The following is a 20,025-nucleotide window of genomic DNA, read 5'->3' as shown; positions in this document are numbered from 1 at the left end:
CGTTTTCGTAGCGGAGCCGGCGGCGATTGCAAGACCTCTTGCTTAGCCCAGCCGGCGCAGGATCACGCTGGCATTGACCCCGCCGAAGCCGAACCCGTTGGAGATGGCATGCTGCATCGGCATTGGCCGCGCGCTGCCTGCGACGATATCGATGCCTTCGGCGCCCGCATCGGGGTTTTCGAGATTGAGCGTGGGCGGCGCGATCTGGTCGCGCAACGCGAGCACGGTGAAGACCGCTTCCAGCCCGCCGGCGGCGCCGAGCAGGTGACCCGTGGCCGATTTGGTCGCGCTCACGGCAATGCCGCGGTTGCGGCCGAACAGCGCGCCGATGGCGGCGAGCTCGCTTTCGTCGCCGGCCGGTGTCGAGGTCGCGTGCGCGTTCAGGTGCTGCACATCCGCGGGCGCAAGCTTGGCCTGCCGAAGCGCGATCTCCATGGCGCGGCGGGCACCATCGCCATCGGGCGGCCCCGAGGTCATGTGATAGGCGTCCGCGGTCGTGCCGTAGCCGACGATCTCGGCGATCGGCGTCGCGCCGCGCGCCTGCGCATGCTCCAGCGCCTCGATTACCAGGATGCCGGCGCCTTCGCCCATTACGAAACCGTCGCGGTTGCGATCGAACGGACGCGAGGCGCGCGCAGGCTCGTCGTTGAAGCCGCTCGACAGCGCGCGAGCGGCCGCAAAGCCGCCGAGGCTGACGATGTCGATGCAGGCCTCCGCGCCGCCGCAGATCGCAACGTCCGCTTCGCCTGACCGGATCATGCGCGCGGCATCGCCGATCGCCTGCACGCCGGCGGCGCAGGCCGTGACGGGCGTGCCCAGCGCGCCCTTGTAGCCGTATTTGATCGAGATGTGGCCGGCGGCGAGATTGGCGAGGAACGAGGGGATCGTGAACGGCGACAGCCGGCGCGCGCCGCGCTGCGCGGTGATGCGCACCGCCTCCGCCATCGCAGGAAAGCCGCCGACGCCGGAGGCGATGATCGTCGCGGTGCGCTCGAGCGCGCCAGCATCCTGCGGTGTCCATTTGGCTTGCGCGACGGCTTCTGCCGTCGCGAGCAGCGCGAACAGGATGAAGCGGTCCATCTTGCGCTGATCCTTGGGCGCGGCAGCCTGCGCCGGATCGAAACCGCCTTCGGCATCATCGGCCTTGTCGGGCACGAGGCCTGCAATGCGCGCGGGCAGCGCCTCTGCCCATTCCGGCAACGGGCGCAGCCCGCTTTGCCCGGCCAGCAGCCGCCGCCACGTCAATTCGACGCCGCAGCCAAGCGGCGACACCGCGCCCATTCCCGTCACGACGATACGACGCATGTCAGTCTCCAGCCGGCGCGACGGCCGGGTTCATGGCCTTGAGCGAAGCAAGCCGTGCGCGCATGCCGCGGCTGGCGCGGGGACCTGCGACGACGACCGCATTGGCGAGCGTGATCGGGCGCTTGTCGGCGGCATCGACCACAATCGGCTCGAGCGGGCGGACGTCGCTCCGGTTCGCCAGCAGGATGGATTCGCCTTTCGGAGCCAGATGCTTGTTGCCCCAGGCGAGCAGCGTAGCGATCACGGGGAAGAAATCCCGCGCCTTGTCCGTCAGCACATATTCGTAGCGCGGCGGGCGCTCCTGATAGCGGCGACGCGCGAACATGCCGCTTTCGGTCAGATGCGCCAGCCGCCGCGACAGGATGTTGGGCGCAATGCCGAGGCCTTGCGAGAACTCGTCGAACTTCGTCGCACCCTGAAATGCATCGCGCAGAATCAGGATGCTCCACCATTCGCCGACCGTTTCCACCGCGCGGCCGACCGGGCATTCCAGGATCGAAGGGGATTTGGGCTGCATGGCGGGCAAGGTAGGTCAGTAACTTGCAAAATGCAAGTGACCGCGCGGGGAGCCATGTGGAGCGAGTGAGGCTGGATTCTGCTGGTGAGATGAAGCGCGCTCTCGTGCCCCGGACGCAGCGCAGCGCCCCCTAGCGGTGCGCTGCAGAGCCGGGGCCCATATTGATCATGATTGCGGATGTCGCATGGGTCCCGGCTCTGCGCAGCAGCGTTTCACGCTCCAGCGCGTCCGGGACACGAGAGCGAGCGGTGCCGTCGCGGCTACTCCGCCATTGCGAGCGCAGCGAAGCAATCCAGATTGTCTCCGCGGCGGGATTCTGGATTGCTTCGCTACGCTCGCAATGACAGGTGCAGGGAGCGCGCAAAGCGTGAGCGTCAGTCGCCTAATGCGACCTTGCCAAGCAGAACGCCACGACCTGCTCCAGCGCGCTCTTCATCGGCGAGGGCGGGAACAGCGCCAGCGCATCCACGGCCATGGCGCCGTAGTGCTGGGCGCGGATCAGCGTGTCCTCGAGCGCGCGGTGCTTGTTCATCAGGCCGATGGCGTGATCGAGATCGGAATCGCCGATCTCGCCGCGCTCGAGCGCGCGGATCCAGAAGGCGCGCTCGGTGTCGTTGCCGCGGCGGAAGGCGAGCACGACGGGCAGCGTGATCTTGCCTTCGCGGAAATCATCGCCGGTGTTCTTGCCGAGCTTGGCGCTCTTGCCGCCATAGTCGAGCACGTCGTCGACGAGCTGGAAGGCGATGCCGAGATTCATGCCGACCGAGCGGCAGGCAGTCTGCTCCGCCTTCGGGCGGTTCGCGATCACGGGGCCGACCTCGCAGGCGGCGGCGAACAATTCGGCGGTCTTGCCGCGGATCACGGCGAGATATTCGTCCTCGGTGGTGGCGGTGTTCTTGGCGGCGGCGAGCTGCATCACCTCGCCCTCGGCGATGGTGGCGGCGGCAGCAGAGAGGATGTCGAGCGCGCGCAGCGAGCCGACCTCGACCATCATGCGGAAGGCTTGGCCGAGCAGGAAGTCGCCGACCAGCACGCTGGCCTCATTGCCCCAGAGCATGCGCGCCGACAGCTTGCCGCGGCGCATCTCGCTCTCGTCGACCACGTCGTCATGCAGGAGCGTCGCGGTGTGCATGAACTCGACGCTGGCAGCTAGCTTGATGTGGCCGTCACCGGTGTAGCCGGCGAGATTGGCCATGGCGAGCGTCAGCATCGGGCGCAGGCGCTTGCCGCCCGAGGAGATCAAGTGGTTGGCCACTTCAGGGATCATGGTCACGTCGGAGCCGGTCCGCGACAGGATCGTGGCATTGACGCGCTCCATGTCGGGAGCGACAAGGGCAACCAGCTCTTCGATCGACGCGCCGGGAGTTTCGAAAGGTACGATGACGGCCACGCCGGTCTCCAATATTTGCCCCGGAAGGGCTATTCTGATGGAAATACAATAGAAACTGGCGGCGGATGCGGCAAGGGCCGCGGAACCATTGATATTTGCCGCGTTAGCCACTTTCAGGCAGGAGACCTCCGTTTTGCGTGAACTGGTTCGGACCAACGATATGGTGCTGGTGTCGGCGATTGGCGCGCTGCTCGACGGCGCCAACATCCATCATCTGGTGCTGGACCAGAACATGAGCATCATCGAGGGGTCTCTCGGCATTCTGCCGCGGCGGATCCTGGTTCATGAGGACGACGCCGAGGAAGCCAGGGCGCTCCTCACCGAGGCAGGCCTCAGCCACGAACTGCGCGGCGATGATTGAGGCCGCGGATATTACCGAGGACGCGTTTCTCGGCGGGCAGTTGCGCTTGATGCAGAAGCGGTCAGGCCACCGCGCCGGGCACGACGCCATCCTGCTGGCAGCAGCGACCGACGCTAAGGCGGGTGACCGCGTGGTCGAGCTTGGCGCCGGCGTCGGCACGGCGGGCCTTGCGCTGGCGCGGCGCGTCGCGGGGATCAGGCTCAGCCTGGTCGAGATCGATCCGGAACTGGCGCAGCTCGCACGGGCCAACGCCGCCGCGAACGCGATTCCCGCCGAGGTCATCGTGCTCGACGTCACCGCCGACGCGCAGGCGTTTGCAGCGAACGGACTTCTGCCCGACAGTTCCGACGCCGTATTGATGAACCCGCCCTTCAACGACCCCGCACGCCATCGCGGCTCGCCGGATCAGGCGCGCCACACCGCGCATGTGGCGAGGGAGGAGACGCTGCATGCGTGGGTGCATGCAGCCCGGCGCATTCTCCGATCGAGCGGCGTGCTGACCCTGATCTGGCGCGCGGACGGAATTGGCGACGTCGTGGCAGCGCTGTCACGCGGCTTCGGCAGCCTCGCGATCCTGCCGGTTCATGGCGAAGCGGGAAAGCCTGCCATCCGGGTGGTGGTGCGCGCAGTCAAAGGCGGCCGGGCACCGACGCAATTGCTGCCGGGCCTCATGCTCAACGAGGAGTCAAACGTGCCGAAGAAAGAGGTGAAGGATATTCTGGAGGGGAGGGCGGCGTTGCCGCTGGCGAGGCCGTGACGGCTTATTGCGGAAGCGATTCCGTCTGCTGCTCTTGCGGCGACGTAAAGCGAAGCGCCGTGAAAAGCGCACCGATCAGCAGCAACAGCAGATAGATCTTCATGGCGTTTCCTTCCGCTGCCTATTGCAGCTTCCCAACGCGGATTCTGCAAAACACGTTCCTGGCACTTTCAATGACACTCGCGTGATAAGAAATGGTTAATCAGAGGTAAGGCCATGGCCGAACAATTGAACGATCGAGAGAGTTCCGGCCTGGCCGACAAGCTCATGCAATATCTGCCGGCGCGCTTTCGTCCCGGCACGGCGGTCGTGCCGGTGGTGCGGCTGTCCGGTGTGATCGGTGCGGTGACGCCGCTGCGTCCGGGCTTGACGCTTGCCGGCGTCGCGCGGGTGCTCGAGCGCGCGTTTTCCTATCGGCACGCCAAGGCCGTGGCGCTGGTGATCAACTCGCCCGGCGGTTCGCCGGTGCAGTCGCGCCAGATCTACTTGCGCATCAAGCAGCTCGCCGCGGAGAAGAAGCTGCCGGTGCTCGTGTTCGTCGAGGACGTTGCGGCCTCCGGTGGTTACATGATCGCCTGCGCGGGTGACGAGATCATCTGCGATCCCTCCTCGATCCTCGGCTCGATCGGCGTGGTCGGCGGCAGTTTCGGTTTTCAGGAGGCGATCAGGCGGCTCGGCATCGAGCGGCGCCTCTACACCTCGGGCGAGCACAAGGCGATGCTCGACCCGTTTCTTCCGGAAAACCCGGATGACGTCATGAGGCTGAAGGCGATCCAGCGCGAGATCCACCAGATCTTCATCGCGCTGGTCAAGGAAAGCCGCGGCGCCCGGCTGAAGGGAGCGGACGACACGCTGTTCACGGGCGAATACTGGGCGGGGGACAGCGCGATCGCGCTGGGGCTCGCCGACAGCATCGGCGATCTCCGCTCAACTCTTCGTGCCCGTTATGGTGAGAAGGTTCTCACCCCCGTGATCGCGCAGCCGACCGGGCTGCTCTCCGGCCTTTTGGGCCGGAAATCGCCCGGCGCGGGGCAGCTTTCGGCCCTGGAATCAATGGCCGGGCTGCCGGACGAGCTGATCTCGGCGGTCGAGACGCGGGCGATTTGGGCGAAATTCGGGTTCTAGGTCTCGCGCTCCCGCGCCATTTCGCCCGGGCGGCGCCGATTGCGGCGCAGGTCCATCTGCGCAAGAATGCTGGTGGGGGCTGAGCATGAGACGAGGATCGACCGATGCCGCCGTTCGTCGCTTTCGCGGGCGTCCTGGGCGGGCTTGCCGTGGTCCGCTGGGCCTACAAGACCGCCATCCGGATCAACCAGGAGCTGGAGGAGATGCGCCTGTCGCGCGTCACCGAGGCCGCTCCTATGGGGGACATTAAGACGCTGAAGCGTGATCCCGTGACCGGAGCTTACCGGCCGGGTTAGAGCACACCTCCACGCGTTCGTCATTCCGGGGCTCGCGAAGCGAGAACCCGGAATCCATCGAACCACGGAGTGAGCGGCGCAATGGATTCCGGGCTCGCCCTGCGGGCGCCCCGGAATGACGCCCGAATCCGCCCCCTTCGCCTTGATTCCCATCCCCGCCGTCGATACGGTCCCGCGCGATTCAAAACCCCCCGCGAGAGCCCGATCTGACGATGGACGCCTCATTGCCCGCCCATATGCGCCCGGAACGTTCGTTCCAGGGCTTCATCCTCGCGCTCCAGCGGTTCTGGGCCGAGCAGGGCTGCGTGATCCTGCAGCCCTACGATATGGAAATGGGCGCGGGCACCTTCCATCCGGCGACCACGCTGCGCGCGCTCGGGCCAAAGCCGTGGAACGCCGCCTATGTGCAGCCCTCGCGCCGGCCCAAGGACGGCCGTTACGGCGAGAACCCGAACCGGATGCAGCACTATTACCAGTTCCAGGTGATCATGAAGCCGTCGCCGCCGAACCTTCAGGAGTTGTACCTGAAGTCGCTCGCCGCGATCGGCATCGATTCCGCCGTTCACGACATCCGCTTCGTCGAGGACGATTGGGAGAGCCCGACCTTGGGCGCCTGGGGCCTCGGGTGGGAATGCTGGTGCGACGGCATGGAAGTCAGCCAGTTCACTTACTTTCAGCAGGTCGCCGGCTTCGAATGCGTGCCGGTCGCGGGCGAGCTCACCTACGGGCTCGAGCGTCTCGCGATGTATGTGCAAGGCGTCGACCGAGTCTACGACCTCAACTTCAACGGCCGCGACGGTGACCAGAAGGTCACCTATGGCGACGTGTTCCTGCAGGCCGAGCAGGAATATTCGCGGCATAATTTCGAATATGCCGACACCACGATGTTGTTCGAGCAGTTCAGGATGGCGGAGGCGGCCTGCAAAAAATATCTCGACGCGGGCTGGCGCGACGGCGGCAACCGGAAACAGCATCTGATGGCGCTGCCGGCCTATGACCAGTGCATCAAGGCGAGCCACGTCTTCAACCTGCTCGATGCCCGCGGCGTGATCTCCGTGACCGAACGGCAGAGCTACATTCTGCGCGTGCGCGAGTTGGCAAAAGCGTGCGGCGAGGCCTGGATCCACACTGAAGCGGGCGGAGCGGCCTGATGCCCGATCTTTTGCTTGAACTGTTTTCCGAAGAAATTCCCGCGCGCATGCAGGCGAAGGCGGCGGACGATCTGCGCCGCATGGTCACCGACAAGCTGGTTGCCGAAGGCTTGGTCTATGAGGGCGCAAAGGCGTTCGCGACGCCGCGCCGCCTTGCGCTCACCGTGCACGGCATCCCAGCGCGCCAGCCGGACCTGAAGACCGAGCGCCGTGGACCCAAGGTCGGCGCGCCCGATGCGGCCGTGCAGGGCTTCCTGAAGGCTACCGGTTTGAAGTCGCTGGACGAAGCAAAAATCCAGCGCGACCCCAAGGGTGATTTCTACATCGGCTTGATTGAGAAGCCCGGCCGCGACGCGATCGACGTGCTCGCGGAAATTCTGCCTGTCATCATCCGCACCTTCCCCTGGCCCAAATCGATGCGCTGGGGCGCGCGCTCGGGCAAGCCCGGCTCGCTGAACTGGGTGCGTCCGCTGCACGCGATCACCGCGACCTTCGGCCCCGAGACCGAAGAGCCCGATGTCGTGAAATTCGAGGTCGACGGCATCGAGAGCGGCCAGACCACTTACGGTCATCGCTTCCTTGCGCCGGCGCCGATCTCCGTGCGCCGCTTCGAGGACTACGACGCTAAGCTTCTTGCAGCAAAAGTCGTGCTCGACCCCGAGCGCCGCAAGGACGCCATCCTCACCGACGCCAAGCAGCTCGCCTTCGCGCAAGGTTTTGAGCTGGTCGAGGACCAGAATCTGCTCGAGGAGGTCGCCGGCCTCGTCGAGTGGCCGGTCGTGCTGATGGGCTCGTTCGAGCCGGAATTCTTGAAGACTCCCGACGAAGTCATCCGCGCCACCATCCGCAACAACCAGAAGTGTTTCGTGGTGCGCGACCCCAAGACGGGCAAGCTCGCCAGCAAGTTCATCCTCGTCGCCAATATCGAGGCGACCGATGGTGGTGCGACCATCATCGCCGGCAACGAGCGCGTGATCCGCGCGCGGCTGTCGGATGCGAAGTTCTTCTACGAGACCGACCTCAAGACCAAGCTCGAGGGCCGGCTGCCGAAGTTCGATCAGATCGTGTTTCACGAGAAGCTCGGGACGCAGGCGGAACGCATCAAGCGCATCGAGCGGCTGGCCGCCGAGATCGCGCCGCTGGTCGGCGCCGATGTCGCCAAGGCGACGCGCGCGGCGCATCTGGCAAAGGCAGATCTGCTGACGGAAGTCGTCGGCGAATTCCCGGAAGTGCAGGGCCTGATGGGCAAATACTATGCGCTGGCTCAGGGCGAAGACGCCTCCGTCGCAGCGGCCTGCGAGGAGCACTACAAGCCGCAAGGGCCTGCTGATCGCGTTCCGACCGATCCGGTCAGCGTCGTGGTGGCGCTCGCGGACAAGATCGATACCCTGGTTGGGTTCTGGGCGATCGACGAGAAGCCGACGGGCAGCAAGGACCCCTATGCGCTGCGTCGTGCGGCGCTGGGTGTGATCAGGCTGATCGCCGAGAACGCGCTGCGTCTGTCGCTCATGAAGGTGGCGGGATCAGCGCTCGCCGGCTTGTCCGTGAAGCCGGCCGATGCCTCGAAGCTTCCGAGCGATCTGCTGGCCTTCTTCGCCGATCGCCTCAAGGTCCAGCTCCGCGAGCAGGGCGCGCGCCACGATCTCGTCGATGCCGTGTTCGCGCTCGGCGGCCAGGACGATCTCCTGATGATCGTCCGCCGCGTCGAGGCGCTCGGCAAATTCCTCGACTCTGACGACGGCAAGAACCTGCTCGCCGGCACCAAGCGCGCCAGCAACATCCTTGCGATCGAGGAGAAGAAGGACAAGCGCAGCTTCGACGGTGCGCCCGATGCTGCGCTCTACAGCCTCGCTGAGGAGAAGGCGCTGGCCAAGGCGATCGGTGAGGTCAAGGCGGAAGCCAGCGCTGCGGTCGCCAAGGAAGACTTCGCCGCCGCGATGAGCGCGATGGCCAAGCTGCGTCCGCCGGTCGATGCCTTCTTCGAGAAGGTGCGCGTCAATGATGACGATCCGAAGGTGCGCGAGAACCGCCTGAAGCTCCTCAACGAGATCCGCAGCGCCACGCGCGCGGTGGCGGACTTCTCGAAGATCCAGGATTGAGGCGCGGTTTGCGGCAAAACACCGCTGTCATTCCGGGGCGCGCGTAGCGCGAGCCCGGAATCCATAACCACGATCGTGAGTATGGATTCTCAGGTGCGCAATTGCGCACCATAGCCCACGCCTCCGGCATGTCCCGGAATGACGGCTGCTGATGTGGCTTGCCTAAAGAAGCCCCGCCCGGCGGGGGGAGGACCGGGCGGGGCGTGATGTCCGATTTAACACTGCTCGCGCCAGCCTGATGTGACGCGCCGGACATCGAATGGAGCGGCTGCGTCTTTAGTCCAGCACCTCGACGATGCGGCGCGAGCGCGGCTCGACCAGCACGGTTTCGCCGTTCACGACGGTGTAGCGATAGGTCGTGGCGCCGAAACGTTGCGGCACGTCATAATAAGTGACGCCTGCCTCGGGTAAGGTGGTGCCGACCACTACGCGATCTGGAATGCGGAAGGGCGGCACACGTTGTTCGACGACATATTCGCGGAAGGCGGGCCGCTGTTCGACGGCAATCGTCGGCGCGCCGTCGACCATGGGGGGCGCGCGTCCAATCGTGACATCGCTTTGCGCCTGCGCCGCAAGGGGCGCGCCGGTTGCGGCCGCGAGCGCTGCGAGAGCAAAAATCCTGTTCCGCATGGACAACTCCTTCGACGTGATTCTGCGGGCGCGCGAGCGGCGCGACCGGTTGCCAATGCGTGCCTCAAGCCAATGTTCCGGGAAAAGGCATGCCGCATTCGCGGCAATTTCGGGCAGTTTTCGTGAGGCCGGAACTCGCAGCAGCCCTTGCGCATCTCTACTCCCGGAACCCAGCCGGTTATGATCCGCGCGCGATTCGCCTCACCTCACAGAAAGATAGTTCATGCACATCACCGTCGCCCACATTTCGCCGATCCTGTCGTTGATTGCGGGCGTGCTCATCCTGATCATGCCGCGGCTTCTCAACCTCATCGTCGCGATCTTCCTCATCGTCAACGGCGCGATCGGGCTCGGGCTCCTGAAGTGGCTCCGCTTCTAGGCGTTCACTTTTCGGAACTGTCCGTCTTGCGCGGGCCCGCCCAAAGTGGTGTAAGGCCCGCGATTTCCCATTCCTCTCGCAGGTTGTGTGCAAGCTATGGCCAAAGCCGCCTCGAAGCCTTCTAAAACTGCAGCGAAATCAAAGCCCTCCGCCAAGGCGAAGGCCGCGCCGGCGGCCCGCAAGGCGCTGGCCAAGAGCGCGCCGAAGCCGGTCGCCAAACCCACTGCAAAGCCGGTGGCAAAGGCAATGACCAAGGCGGCTTCGCCGAAGATTGCCGCGAAGCCTGCGCCGAAGAAGGTTGTGCCTGCCAAGGCGGCGCCGGCAGCGGCCAAGGCCGGCAAATGGGTCTACACGTTCGGTGACGGCAAGGCCGAGGGCCGGACGGAAATGCGCGACCTGCTCGGCGGCAAGGGCGCTAACCTCGCCGAGATGGCCAATCTCGGCCTGCCGGTGCCTCCGGGCTTCACCATCCCGACCTCGGTCTGCACCTATTTCTACGAGCACGACAAGACCTACCCGAAGGAACTGAAGCCGCAGGTTGAGAAGGCGCTCGACTATGTCGGCAAGTTGACCGGCAAGGTGTTTGGCGACACCAGGAACCCGCTGCTTGTCTCGGTGCGCTCCGGCGCGCGCGCCTCGATGCCGGGCATGATGGACACCGTGCTCAATCTCGGCCTCAACGACCAGACCGTGGAAGCGCTGGCCGAGCTGTCGGGCGACCGCCGTTTCGCCTATGACAGCTATCGCCGCTTCATCACGATGTATTCCGACGTGGTGCTCGGCTTCGAGCATCATCACTTCGAGGAGATCCTCGACACCTTCAAGGACAGCCAGGGCTACACGCTCGACACCGATCTGTCGGCCGAGGATTGGGTCGAACTGGTCGGCAAGTACAAGGACGCGGTCGCACGCGAGACCGGCAAGGAATTCCCGCAGGATCCGCACGACCAGCTCTGGGGCGCGATCGGCGCGGTGTTCTCATCCTGGATGAACGCGCGCGCGGTGACCTACCGCAAGCTGCACGACATTCCGGAATCGTGGGGCACCGCGGTCAACGTGCAGGCCATGGTGTTCGGCAACATGGGCGAGACATCGGCCACGGGCGTTGCCTTCACCCGCAACCCCTCGACCGGCGAGAGCAAGCTCTACGGCGAGTTCCTGATCAACGCGCAAGGCGAGGACGTGGTCGCGGGCATCCGCACGCCGCAGGACATCACCGAGGAGGCGCGCAAGGAGTCGGGCTCCGACAAGGCATCGATGGAAGCGGCGATGCCGGAAGCCTTCAAGGAGCTGACGCGGATCTACACGCTGCTCGAGAAGCACTACCGCGACATGCAGGACATGGAGTTCACGGTCGAGCAGGGCAAGCTCTGGATGCTCCAGACCCGCGGCGGCAAGCGCACCGCCAAGGCGGCGCTGCGCATCGCGGTCGAGCTCGCCAATGAGGGCCTGATCTCGAAGAAGGAAGCGGTGACGCGGATCGATCCGGCCTCGCTCGACCAGCTCCTGCATCCAACCATCGATCCCAACGCCAAGCGCGACGTGATCGCAACCGGCCTGCCGGCTTCGCCGGGCGCGGCCTCCGGCGAGATCGTGTTCTCCTCGGACGAGGCGGCCAAGCTTCAGGGCGACGGACGCAAGGTGATTTTGGTCCGCATCGAGACCAGCCCGGAAGACATCCACGGCATGCACGCCGCCGAAGGCATCCTGACCACCCGCGGCGGCATGACCTCGCACGCGGCGGTGGTCGCGCGCGGCATGGGCAAGCCCTGCGTCTCCGGCTGCGGCACCATCCGCGTCGATTACGGCCGCGGCACCATGAGCATCGGCTCGCGCACCTTCAAGACCGGTGATGTCATCACCATCGACGGCTCGCTCGGCCAGGTGCTGGCCGGCCGCATGCCGATGATCGAGCCGGAGCTGTCCGGCGAGTTCGGCACGCTGATGAACTGGGCCGACCAGGTCCGCAAGATCGGCGTCCGGGTCAACGGCGACACGCCTGACGACGCGCGCACCGCGATCAAGTTCGGCGCGGAAGGCATCGGCCTCTGCCGCACCGAGCACATGTTCTTCGAGGAGACGCGCATCCGCACGGTGCGCGAGATGATCCTCTCCGAGGACGAGCAGTCGCGCCGCGCCGCGCTGGCAAAACTGCTGCCGATGCAGCGCGCCGACTTCGTCGAGCTGTTCGAGATCATGAAGGGCCTGCCCGTCACGATCCGGCTTCTGGATCCTCCCCTTCATGAATTCCTGCCGCACACCCATGCCGAGGTCGAGGAAGTGGCACGCGCCATGAACACCGACCCGCGGCGCCTCGCCGACCGCGCCCGGGAGCTCTCGGAGTTCAACCCGATGCTCGGCTTCCGCGGCTGCCGCATCGCCATCGCCTATCCCGAGATCGCCGAGATGCAGGCCCGCGCGATCTTCGAGGCGGCGGTCGAGGCGCAGAAGCGCACCGGCAAGGCCGTCGGCCTCGAGGTGATGGTGCCGCTGATCGCGACCAAGGCCGAGCTCGACCTGGTCAAGGCACGGATCGATGCCACCGCACAGGCCGTGATGCGCGAGACCAACACCAAGCTGGCCTATCAGGTCGGCACCATGATCGAGCTGCCGCGCGCCTGCCTGCTCGCGGGCGAGATCGCGCAGTCGGCCGAGTTCTTCTCGTTCGGCACCAACGACCTGACGCAGACGACCTACGGCATCAGCCGCGACGACGCGGCGAGCTTCCTCGGTCCCTATGTGGCGAAGGGCATCCTCACGGTCGATCCCTTCATCTCGCTCGATCAGGAAGGCGTCGGCGAGCTGGTCAAGATCGGCGTCGCCCGCGGCCGCAAGACCCGCACTTCGCTCAAGGTCGGCATCTGCGGCGAGCACGGCGGCGATCCCGCCTCCGTCGCCTTCTGCCACCATATCGGTCTCGACTACGTCTCCTGCTCGCCCTACCGCGTGCCGATCGCGCGGCTTGCAGCGGCGCAGGCCGCGCTCGGCAAGGCGATCGCGAGCCAGGCGTAAGCCGAAACACAGACTTGAATTGAGAGAGGCGGGACCCAGCCCCGCCTCTCATTTTTGGCACTGCTCTCTCCGCGTCGTCATTGCGAGCCACCGGGTCCGCGCAAAGCGCGGCCCGATGACAGGCTCCACGAAGCAATCCAGAGTCGTTCCGCAGAGGGACTCTACTCGGCGCCCCTCACATCATCCCCGTCTCATCCTCCTCGGCCTGCCCGATCAGCGCCTCGCTCGCTACCGCCTCGCGGCGGGGCACGACGAACATCATCACGCAGGCGCAAAGGATCGAGATCGCGAGGACCGCGGAGGTCAGCGGCAGCGTCGTTGCGGAGTGGCCGCCGAGATAGGCGCCGAACTGCGACATCAGCGCGCCAATGCCTTGCTGCAGGAAGCCCATCGCGCCCGAGGCGGTGCCGGCCGCTTCGGGACGGATGCTGATGGCGCCGGCGGCGGAATTCGCCATCACGAAGGCATTGCCGGCCATCACGATCATATGGGTGCCGAACAGCCAGGCGGGCGCCTCGTTCCAGCCGACGAAGCTCCAGATTAGGTTCGCAAGGCTGCCGCAGAGTTGCAGGGCGAGCCCGAACCAGATCAGCTTCTCCAGTGAGTGGCGCGGCGCAAAGCGCACGCAGAGCAGGTTGCCGACCAGAAACGCAAAGCCCGTCGTTGCGAACCAGGCGCCGTATTCGGCGCTGCTGCGGCCCATCTGCGTCACCACGATGTAGGGCCCGCCGCCGGCGAAGGTGAAGATGATCTGGGACGCCAGCACCTGGCACATCACATAGCCGACGAAGGCGCGGTTGCGGATGAGCATGCCGATATCGCCGCGGAAGCCGCTGCCGGCGGCGCGGCTGCGGCGGGTCTCAGGCAGCGCCAAGGCGATCCCGACGGCAACGACGATGGCGGCGATGGTGATGGCATAAAAGATCGCGCGCCATCCCAACGCGGTCTCGATCAGGCCGCCGGTGAGCGGCGAGACCATCTGCCCGATCATCAGCGCCGCGACCACGAGGCTGATCATCGAGGCGACGCGGTCGCGCTCGTAGATGTCGCGGATGATGGCCCGGCTGATCACCATGCCGGATGCGCCGCCGAGCGCCTGGAAGAAGCGTGCGGCGATCAATTGCGGCAGGGTCTCGGCGAAAATGCAGGCGACGCTGGCCGCCACCATCAGCGCAAGTCCTCCGAGCAGCACCGGACGCCGCCCGAACCGGTCCGACAGCGGGCCCATGATCAGCTGCGACAGCGCGATGCCGACCATGTAGAGCGACACCGTCATCTGCGCGATCGAGATGTCGCTGCCGAAATCCGTCGCCAGCACCGGCAGCGCCGGAACCAGGATGTAGAGCGAGATCGGTGCGACCCCGGTCATCACCACCAGCAGCAGCAACACCAGACGCGAGGTCGCGAGGTTGCCGGCCGCTTCGGGCGGCTTGCTGATGATGCCGTGCATCGCCGGACACTAGCCGCATCGCGTTGCGAGCGAATACGCTCATTTCGGCATACGGCTATGCGCGAGGCGTCAAGCCGTCTTTCGCTGGATCTAGAGCTTCAGCTCCGCCGTGGCCTGATCGAGCCAGGTCTTCGTCGCCTCGTCCAGCGCCGGCCGCACGTCGTACCTGACGCGCGCATGGTACGCGTTCAGCCAATCGAGCTCGTCGCGGCTCAGCATCGCGACATCGATCAGGCGGCGGTCGATCGGCGCCAGGGTCAGCGTCTCGAACGCGTTCATCGGCTTCTCGGCACCCTTGATGTCGGCGGCGACGACCAGCTCGAGATTCTCGATGCGGATGCCGAAGCCATCGGTCTTGTAATAGCCGGGCTCGTTGGACAGGATCATGCCGCGCTTCAGCGGCGTGGTGCCGAGCTTCGAAATTCGTGCCGGCCCTTCGTGCACCGAGAGATAGCTGCCGACGCCGTGGCCGGTGCCGTGCTCGAAATCGAGCCCGACGGCCCAGAGATATTGCCGCGCCAGCGTGTCGAGTTGCGCGCCCGTGGTGCCGTCCGGAAAGACGGCGCGCGCGATCGCGATGTGGCCGCGCAGCACGCGGGTGAAGCGGTCGCGCATCTCATCCGTCGGCTCGCCGACCGCCATGGTGCGGGTGACGTCGGTGGTGCCGTCTTCATATTGCGCGCCGGAATCGATCAGCAGGAGATCGCCGGGCGCGATCCGCCGGTTGCTCTTGCGGGTGACGCGGTAATGCACGATGGCGCCGTTCGGGCCGGTGCCGGAGATGGTCGGGAACGAGACGTCCTTGAGCGCGCCGGTGTGGCGGCGGAAGGTTTCCAGCGCCTCGACCGCGTCGATCTCGGTGAGCTTGCCGCTTGGCGCCTCGCGATCGATCCATGCGAGGAAGCGCGCCAGCGCCACGGCGTCGCGCAAATGAGCCGTCTTGGTGCCCTTGATCTCGGTCGCGTTCTTGACCGCCTTGAGCAGTGCAACCGGATCGCTGCCGCGCACCGGCTTGCCGCCGGCCCCGCTGATCAGGCGGCTGAGTGCGTCGGCCGCTGTGGCATTGTCGAGCGCAATGGCCGCACCGCTCTTGGCCAGCGCCATCAGCGTCGGCGCCATGGCGTCCGGTTCGCGCACGTCGGCGGACTGCTCGAGATGGTCGCGCGTGAGGTTGGAGAGCTTGCGGTGGTCGATGAAGATGGTGGGACGGCCGTCCTTCGGTACCAGCGCGTAGGACAGTGGCAGCGGCGTATGGGCGACGTCGGCGCCGCGGATGTTGAAGGTCCAGGCAACCGCGTGACTGTCCGACAGCACCAAGGCATCGGTGCTGAGCTTGGCGATCTCGGCCCTGATCTGGGTCAGCTTCTCCGCTTCAGTGATACCGGCGTGCTGAAGGCTGTGCACCGCGACGGGGGCGAGCGGCGGCTGCGGCCGGTCCTGCCAGATCGCGTCGACCGGATTGCTGTCGACCGCGACCAGCTCGGCCCCGGCCTTGGCGCAGGCGGCGGACAGCCGTTCTGCTGCCGAAAAAGTGTGCAGCCACGGATCAAATCCGAGGCGGTCGCCGGCTTTCAGTTGCGCCGCCACCCAGCTCTCCGGCGGCGGATCGATCAGCGGTTCCACCGCCCATGCCTTGGCATCGACCTGCTTGGCCGCCTGCAGCGTGTAGCGGCCGTCGACGAACAGCGCAGCCTCCTGCGGCAGAACCACTGCTAGTCCCGCCGAGCCGGTAAAGCCGGTCAGCCAGGCGAGCCGCTCTTCCGATGGCGGCACATATTCGTTCTGCTGCTGGTCGGCACGTGGCACGACGAAGCCGGTCAACTTGCGACGGGCAAGTTCTTCGCGAAGTGCGGCCAGCCGTGCCGCCAACGCGACGCCGGCCTCCGGCTCCTCGAATGTCTGGAAGTGCGCTTCGAACATGGTGGATCACTTTAGGATCATGGAGATCAGTCCGCAATGTAGACGCATTTGCGTCGCATCTGGCATGGACTGTGCTTGAAATAGTTCCATTCGAATTGGGTGGAGTAAAGGATGCGGCAGTTGCGCTTCGTCCGGATAACAGGGAAATTCGAGCAGGTGGTTCATCTCAACGGCGAGGGGACACACGATGCCAGCGTTCACCTTTGAGAAGATTTCGCCGCCGGCGCGCCGCGCTCCGACAGCGGCAGTAACAAAGAAGCCGCGCGGCCTCATCAGCCAGATGATCGACCGTTTCGCCGAGCGCCGCGCCAAACGCGCCGTGCGGGGCAAGCGCGCGTCACGCCGCGACGAGAAGCCGGCCGAGTAGCGCGGCGAGGGAGCGCACCGCCGTCGCGACGCGGTTAGTTCATCCCACCTTCCTCAGCAACAGACTGCTCCACCCCTCGATGCGCAGATGCTTCACCGGCACGAGGCCGCGGGCGCGGTAGGCGGCGATCACGGCGGGCGCCTGGTGCGTCAAGAGGCCGGAGAGGATGACGCGGGCGCCAGGCGCAAGGTGTCGCGTCATCGGGCTCGCTAATTGCCGCAACGGATTGGCAAGGATATTGGCGAGCACCAGGTCGAACGGGCCTGCACGCGCAAAATCTGGCGCGGCAAAGCCGGTCGCGCGGATCACCCGCACATGGTTGCCAACTTCGTTCAGCGTGGCGTTCTCGGCGGCCACCCGGACCGATGGCGGATCGATGTCGGAAGCGAGTACCGCGCGATGCAGCGCCTTCGCCGCCGCGATCGCCAGCACGCCCGTGCCGGTGCCGAGATCGAGCAGGCTCCTTGGGCGGGAGCTCTTCAGGACATGGTCAAGCAGAAGTAAACAGCCGCGCGTCGTGCCATGGTGACCGGTGCCGAAGGCGAGCGCCGCCTCGATCTCGATGGCGAGCTTGTTCGGCGCCACACGGTCGCGATCATGGCTGCCGTGCACGACGAAGCGGCCGGCCGGCACCGGGACGAGATCTTCAAGGCTGGCTTTGACCCAGTCCTTGGCTTCGACAGTGTCGAAGACGAGCGTCGCCGCGATCTGATTTCCTGCTGAAGTTGCAACGAGTTCGCGCAGCCATGCCTGATCGAGCGCTGCGGCGAAATGCAACGTGACGTCCCAGCGTCCGTCAGGCCGTTCGAACGCGGCGACCGCCGCATCGCCGTCGAAAAAGACCTCGGTGAGCACGTCGACGACGCGCTTGGCGTCGGCTTCGCTGCCGATCGAAAAGCTGGCGCGATGGGTCGGGGAAGGCTGCATTCAGGGCTCCGTCGCGTTCAATTTTTGGAACTTTTGCTGCCCAGTTTTCGGACAAGTTGAGGTTCCCGCATTAACGCGCCTGTAGTGGGTGCCACGTATATTTGCGGATGTACAGGAAAGTCCACGCAGCTTGAAATTGAAACGGAGGCGAGTCTTGAAGCGCATGATTCAGAAGTTCTGGTCGGATGAGTCCGGTGCAACCGCGATCGAATACGGCCTGATCGCCGCGGGTATCGCCCTGGCGATCATTACCGTGGTGAACGGCCTGGGCACCACCATGAACGAGAAGTTCACTTCGATTAGCACCTCCTTGAAGTAATTTCCGCCGCCATTTTCCAGCGGGGCTATTTTCTTCAAAGGCTGTTCCTGATCACCGCCCGCTGGGGATTCCCCTGGCGGGCGAGGTCGTTTTTGCCGCCCGACTTCACAGCTTATCCGCCTGCTTGTCCGGACTTTATCCACCACTTTTCCCCTGATCGCCCCGCCGATTTCCCACCGGCTTTCCCCAGGATCGCTCCTGGCCGTATCGCCCAGGCCTCCTCTGGCCGCTCACAGGCCTTTCGACAGCCTGTCCACAACCAATCCACAGCCCTATCCACGGCTCCCGAACAGGGCGCGGTGATCCCGCAGGATCGCCTGCGCTGCGTTATGGCCGGGCGCGCCGGTGACGCCGCCGCCTGGATGGGACCCGGATCCGCAATGGTAGAGGCCTCTCAGCGGCCCGCGATAATCGGCGTGGCCCAGCATCGGCCGCGCCGAGAACAACTGGTTCAGCGTCAGCGCGCCGTGGAAGATGTCGCCGCCGAGCAGCCCGAATTGCCGCTCGAGGTCGAGCGGAGACAGGATCTGACGGCCGAGCACGCTCGCCGCGAAGCCCGGGGCGTATTTATCCACCGTCGCGATCATGAGATCGGCGACCTCGTCGCGATGGTCGTCCCACGACTTTCCATCGGGAAGCCTTGGTGCGACATGCTGGCAGAACAGGCTCGCGACATGCTTGCCGGCAGGGGCCAGCGTGTCGTCCAGCGTCGAGGGGATCAGCATTTCCACGACGGGCTCGCGGCTCCAGCCCTGCGCGCGCGCGTCGAGCCAGGCGCGGTCCATATAGCCCAGACTCGGCGCCAGGATGATGCCGGAGGTGAGGTGATCGCCCTCGCCTGAGAGCGCCGTGAAGGAGGGCAGGCGGTCCAGCGCCACATTCATCCGGAAGGTGCCGGAGCCGTTCTTCCAATGCCGGATGCGGGCGAGGAAGTCCGCAGGCAGAGCATCGGCCGCGATCAGGCGCGTGTAGAGCAGCTTTGGATTGACATTGGCCGCGACATATTTCGCGCGGATCGCAGAGCCGTTCTCCAGCACGATTCCGACGGCGCGGTCGCGCTCGACGATGACCTCGCGCACACCGGCATCCGTGTCGATCACGACGCCACGGTCGCGTGCCGCGCGCGCCATCGCCTGCGTGATCGCGCCCATGCCGCCGATGGCGTGGCCCCACACGCCCTTCTTGCCGTTCACCTCCCCGAACGCATGATGCAGCATCACATAGGCCGAGCCGGCGGCGTAGGGGCTGGCATAGTTGCCGACGATGGCGTCGAAGCCGAACAGCGCCTTGACCAGATCGTGCTCGAAACGTTCGTCCAGCATCTCGCCGGCCGAGCGCGTGAACAGATCGAGCAGGCTGCGGCTTTGTTCCAGCGTCAGGCCGCGCAGAATGTTGGCGCTCTGCAAAGCGTTAACGACCTCGCGGACCGCGTTGGTGCCAAAACCGTCGAGCAGGTTCGGCGGCGCGCGCAGCACGAACCGCCTGAGCACGTCGGCAATGTCTTCCAGCTCGCGCGCGAAGCCGTCGAGCGCTTCCGCATCATGCGCGCTGAGCCGCGCCACCGAGGCTTTCGTTCGCCCCTCGCCGGTGAGGAGATAGCTGCCGTCTGGCGCGGGCAGAAAATTCTGCGCACGCCGCTCGACGATGCGCAGGCCCTGCTCGGCAAGCTTGAGGTCACGGATCACCTGCGGATTGAGCAGGCTCACGGTGTAGGCGGCGACAGAATTGCGAAAGCCGGGGTGAAACTCCTCCGTCACCGCAGCACCGCCGACCACCTTGCGCCGCTCGACCACGCGCACGCGCAGGCCCGCCATCGCCAGATAGGTCGCGCAGGTGAGGCCGTTATGTCCCGCGCCGATGATGATGACGTCCGTATCGGTCATGACTTCCTTGGCTTGATTCCGGGGCTACTCGGCAGAGCCGAACTATGATGCGGGCTCCGCACCGGAGAATCTCGAGGTTCCGGGTTCGATGCTGCGGATCGTACCGGAACGACATCTCTATATCAGGCATTCCTTGC

Annotated in this window: 18 protein-coding genes; 10 read left to right on the top strand and 8 right to left on the bottom strand. The window is 65.7% G+C overall.

Features of this window, described 5'->3' with window-relative positions; translation table 11 throughout:
- Positions 1–42: 42 nt before the first annotated feature.
- The 3 genes from fabF to I6F17_RS26505 form a co-directional block, all read right to left on the bottom strand.
- The gene (gene fabF, locus I6F17_RS26515; protein ID WP_225131957.1) at positions 43–1,305 is read right to left on the bottom strand and encodes a beta-ketoacyl-ACP synthase II; all 1,263 of its coding nucleotides are present in this window, start codon (positions 1,303–1,305) and stop codon (positions 43–45) included.
- A 1-nt stretch (position 1,306) separates the two neighbouring features.
- Positions 1,307–1,822 (bottom strand): helix-turn-helix domain-containing protein, encoded by a 516-nt coding sequence (locus tag I6F17_RS26510; protein WP_225131956.1) that lies wholly within the window; start codon positions 1,820–1,822, stop codon positions 1,307–1,309.
- A gap of 382 nt (positions 1,823–2,204) precedes the next feature.
- Complete coding sequence (locus I6F17_RS26505; protein ID WP_036006386.1) at positions 2,205–3,212, bottom strand: polyprenyl synthetase family protein; 1,008 nt, start codon at positions 3,210–3,212, stop codon at positions 2,205–2,207.
- Between the two features lie 133 nt (positions 3,213–3,345).
- On the opposite strand from I6F17_RS26505, the gene I6F17_RS26500 reads away from it, so the two are divergent.
- The 6 genes from I6F17_RS26500 to glyS all read left to right on the top strand — a co-directional run bounded on the left by I6F17_RS26500 (position 3,346) and on the right by glyS (position 9,001).
- A complete protein-coding gene (locus I6F17_RS26500; protein WP_008562067.1) occupies positions 3,346–3,573 on the top strand; it encodes a DUF2007 domain-containing protein in 228 nt (75 codons plus the stop codon).
- Positions 3,566–4,330 carry a methyltransferase gene (locus tag I6F17_RS26495; protein ID WP_225131971.1) on the top strand — a complete coding sequence of 255 codons (765 nt, stop codon included), beginning with the start codon at positions 3,566–3,568 and terminating at the stop codon, positions 4,328–4,330. The genes I6F17_RS26500 and I6F17_RS26495 overlap by 8 nt, the downstream gene beginning before the upstream one ends.
- A gap of 216 nt (positions 4,331–4,546) precedes the next feature.
- A complete protein-coding gene (locus I6F17_RS26490; RefSeq protein WP_057026307.1) occupies positions 4,547–5,455 on the top strand; it encodes a S49 family peptidase in 909 nt (302 codons plus the stop codon).
- Positions 5,456–5,559: 104 nt separating this feature from the next.
- A complete protein-coding gene (locus I6F17_RS26485; RefSeq protein WP_036037298.1) occupies positions 5,560–5,751 on the top strand; it encodes a hypothetical protein in 192 nt (63 codons plus the stop codon).
- A 212-nt stretch (positions 5,752–5,963) separates the two neighbouring features.
- Entirely contained in the window at positions 5,964–6,902 is a 939-nt protein-coding gene (locus I6F17_RS26480) for a glycine--tRNA ligase subunit alpha (protein ID WP_225131922.1), read from the top strand.
- On the top strand, positions 6,902–9,001 hold the full coding sequence (glyS, locus tag I6F17_RS26475; protein WP_225131921.1) for a glycine--tRNA ligase subunit beta: 2,100 nt from the start codon (positions 6,902–6,904) through the stop codon (positions 8,999–9,001). Before I6F17_RS26480 ends, glyS begins: the two co-directional genes overlap by 1 nt.
- Positions 9,002–9,277: 276 nt before the next feature.
- On the opposite strand, the gene I6F17_RS26470 is transcribed toward glyS, so the two are convergent.
- Positions 9,278–9,631 (bottom strand): DUF1236 domain-containing protein, encoded by a 354-nt coding sequence (locus I6F17_RS26470; protein ID WP_225131920.1) that lies wholly within the window; start codon positions 9,629–9,631, stop codon positions 9,278–9,280.
- 223 nt (positions 9,632–9,854) lie between these two features.
- On the opposite strand from I6F17_RS26470, the gene I6F17_RS26465 reads away from it, so the two are divergent.
- Positions 9,855–10,010 (top strand): DUF3096 domain-containing protein, encoded by a 156-nt coding sequence (locus I6F17_RS26465; RefSeq protein ID WP_008562090.1) that lies wholly within the window; start codon positions 9,855–9,857, stop codon positions 10,008–10,010.
- Positions 10,011–10,106: 96 nt separating this feature from the next.
- Complete coding sequence (gene ppdK / locus I6F17_RS26460; protein ID WP_225131919.1) at positions 10,107–13,022, top strand: pyruvate, phosphate dikinase; 2,916 nt, start codon at positions 10,107–10,109, stop codon at positions 13,020–13,022.
- A 175-nt stretch (positions 13,023–13,197) separates the two neighbouring features.
- On the opposite strand, the gene I6F17_RS26455 is transcribed toward ppdK, so the two are convergent.
- Both I6F17_RS26455 and I6F17_RS26450 read right to left on the bottom strand, forming a co-directional pair.
- On the bottom strand, positions 13,198–14,472 hold the full coding sequence (locus I6F17_RS26455) for a multidrug effflux MFS transporter (RefSeq protein ID WP_225127801.1): 1,275 nt from the start codon (positions 14,470–14,472) through the stop codon (positions 13,198–13,200).
- A 90-nt stretch (positions 14,473–14,562) separates the two neighbouring features.
- The gene (locus I6F17_RS26450; RefSeq protein ID WP_225131918.1) at positions 14,563–16,392 is read right to left on the bottom strand and encodes an aminopeptidase P family protein; all 1,830 of its coding nucleotides are present in this window, start codon (positions 16,390–16,392) and stop codon (positions 14,563–14,565) included.
- A gap of 187 nt (positions 16,393–16,579) precedes the next feature.
- Between I6F17_RS26450 and I6F17_RS26445 the strand changes: the two genes are divergently transcribed.
- Positions 16,580–16,759, top strand: a complete 180-nt coding sequence (locus I6F17_RS26445) for a hypothetical protein (RefSeq protein WP_225131917.1) — start codon at positions 16,580–16,582, stop codon at positions 16,757–16,759.
- 39 nt (positions 16,760–16,798) lie between these two features.
- Here I6F17_RS26445 and I6F17_RS26440 read toward each other — a convergent pair whose 3' ends face one another.
- Entirely contained in the window at positions 16,799–17,686 is an 888-nt protein-coding gene (locus I6F17_RS26440) for a 50S ribosomal protein L11 methyltransferase (RefSeq protein ID WP_225131916.1), read from the bottom strand.
- A 154-nt stretch (positions 17,687–17,840) separates the two neighbouring features.
- Here I6F17_RS26440 and I6F17_RS26435 point away from each other — a divergent pair, with 154 nt between their 5' ends.
- Entirely contained in the window at positions 17,841–18,005 is a 165-nt protein-coding gene (locus I6F17_RS26435) for a Flp family type IVb pilin (RefSeq protein WP_036006397.1), read from the top strand.
- 272 nt (positions 18,006–18,277) lie between these two features.
- Here the strand turns inward: I6F17_RS26435 and I6F17_RS26430 are convergent, their stop codons facing one another.
- Complete coding sequence (locus I6F17_RS26430; protein WP_225131915.1) at positions 18,278–19,888, bottom strand: NAD(P)/FAD-dependent oxidoreductase; 1,611 nt, start codon at positions 19,886–19,888, stop codon at positions 18,278–18,280.
- Positions 19,889–20,025 lie beyond the last annotated feature (137 nt).

This window comes from Bradyrhizobium sp. NBAIM18, assembly GCF_020193825.1.
GTDB classification, from domain to species: Bacteria; Pseudomonadota; Alphaproteobacteria; order Rhizobiales; family Xanthobacteraceae; genus Bradyrhizobium; species Bradyrhizobium yuanmingense.
This window is presented reverse-complemented; position numbering and strand designations above follow the sequence as displayed.

What these genes read in the sequence shown, in the direction of transcription:
- I6F17_RS26480 (WP_225131922.1), top strand. Translation starts at nt 5,964, where the DNA reads ATGGACGCCTCATTGCCCGCCCATATGCGCCCGGAACGTTCGTTCCAG.
- I6F17_RS26495 (WP_225131971.1), top strand. Translation starts at nt 3,566, where the DNA reads ATGATTGAGGCCGCGGATATTACCGAGGACGCGTTTCTCGGCGGGCAG.
- I6F17_RS26490 (WP_057026307.1), top strand. Translation starts at nt 4,547, where the DNA reads ATGGCCGAACAATTGAACGATCGAGAGAGTTCCGGCCTGGCCGACAAG.
- I6F17_RS26440 (WP_225131916.1), bottom strand. Translation starts at nt 17,686, where the DNA reads ATGCAGCCTTCCCCGACCCATCGCGCCAGCTTTTCGATCGGCAGCGAA.
- I6F17_RS26510 (WP_225131956.1), bottom strand. Translation starts at nt 1,822, where the DNA reads ATGCAGCCCAAATCCCCTTCGATCCTGGAATGCCCGGTCGGCCGCGCG.
- I6F17_RS26445 (WP_225131917.1), top strand. Translation starts at nt 16,580, where the DNA reads ATGCCAGCGTTCACCTTTGAGAAGATTTCGCCGCCGGCGCGCCGCGCT.
- I6F17_RS26465 (WP_008562090.1), top strand. Translation starts at nt 9,855, where the DNA reads ATGCACATCACCGTCGCCCACATTTCGCCGATCCTGTCGTTGATTGCG.
- I6F17_RS26430 (WP_225131915.1), bottom strand. Translation starts at nt 19,888, where the DNA reads ATGACCGATACGGACGTCATCATCATCGGCGCGGGACATAACGGCCTC.
- I6F17_RS26485 (WP_036037298.1), top strand. Translation starts at nt 5,560, where the DNA reads ATGCCGCCGTTCGTCGCTTTCGCGGGCGTCCTGGGCGGGCTTGCCGTG.
- I6F17_RS26455 (WP_225127801.1), bottom strand. Translation starts at nt 14,472, where the DNA reads ATGCACGGCATCATCAGCAAGCCGCCCGAAGCGGCCGGCAACCTCGCG.
- I6F17_RS26450 (WP_225131918.1), bottom strand. Translation starts at nt 16,392, where the DNA reads ATGTTCGAAGCGCACTTCCAGACATTCGAGGAGCCGGAGGCCGGCGTC.
- ppdK (WP_225131919.1), top strand. Translation starts at nt 10,107, where the DNA reads ATGGCCAAAGCCGCCTCGAAGCCTTCTAAAACTGCAGCGAAATCAAAG.
- glyS (WP_225131921.1), top strand. Translation starts at nt 6,902, where the DNA reads ATGCCCGATCTTTTGCTTGAACTGTTTTCCGAAGAAATTCCCGCGCGC.
- I6F17_RS26470 (WP_225131920.1), bottom strand. Translation starts at nt 9,631, where the DNA reads ATGCGGAACAGGATTTTTGCTCTCGCAGCGCTCGCGGCCGCAACCGGC.
- fabF (WP_225131957.1), bottom strand. Translation starts at nt 1,305, where the DNA reads ATGCGTCGTATCGTCGTGACGGGAATGGGCGCGGTGTCGCCGCTTGGC.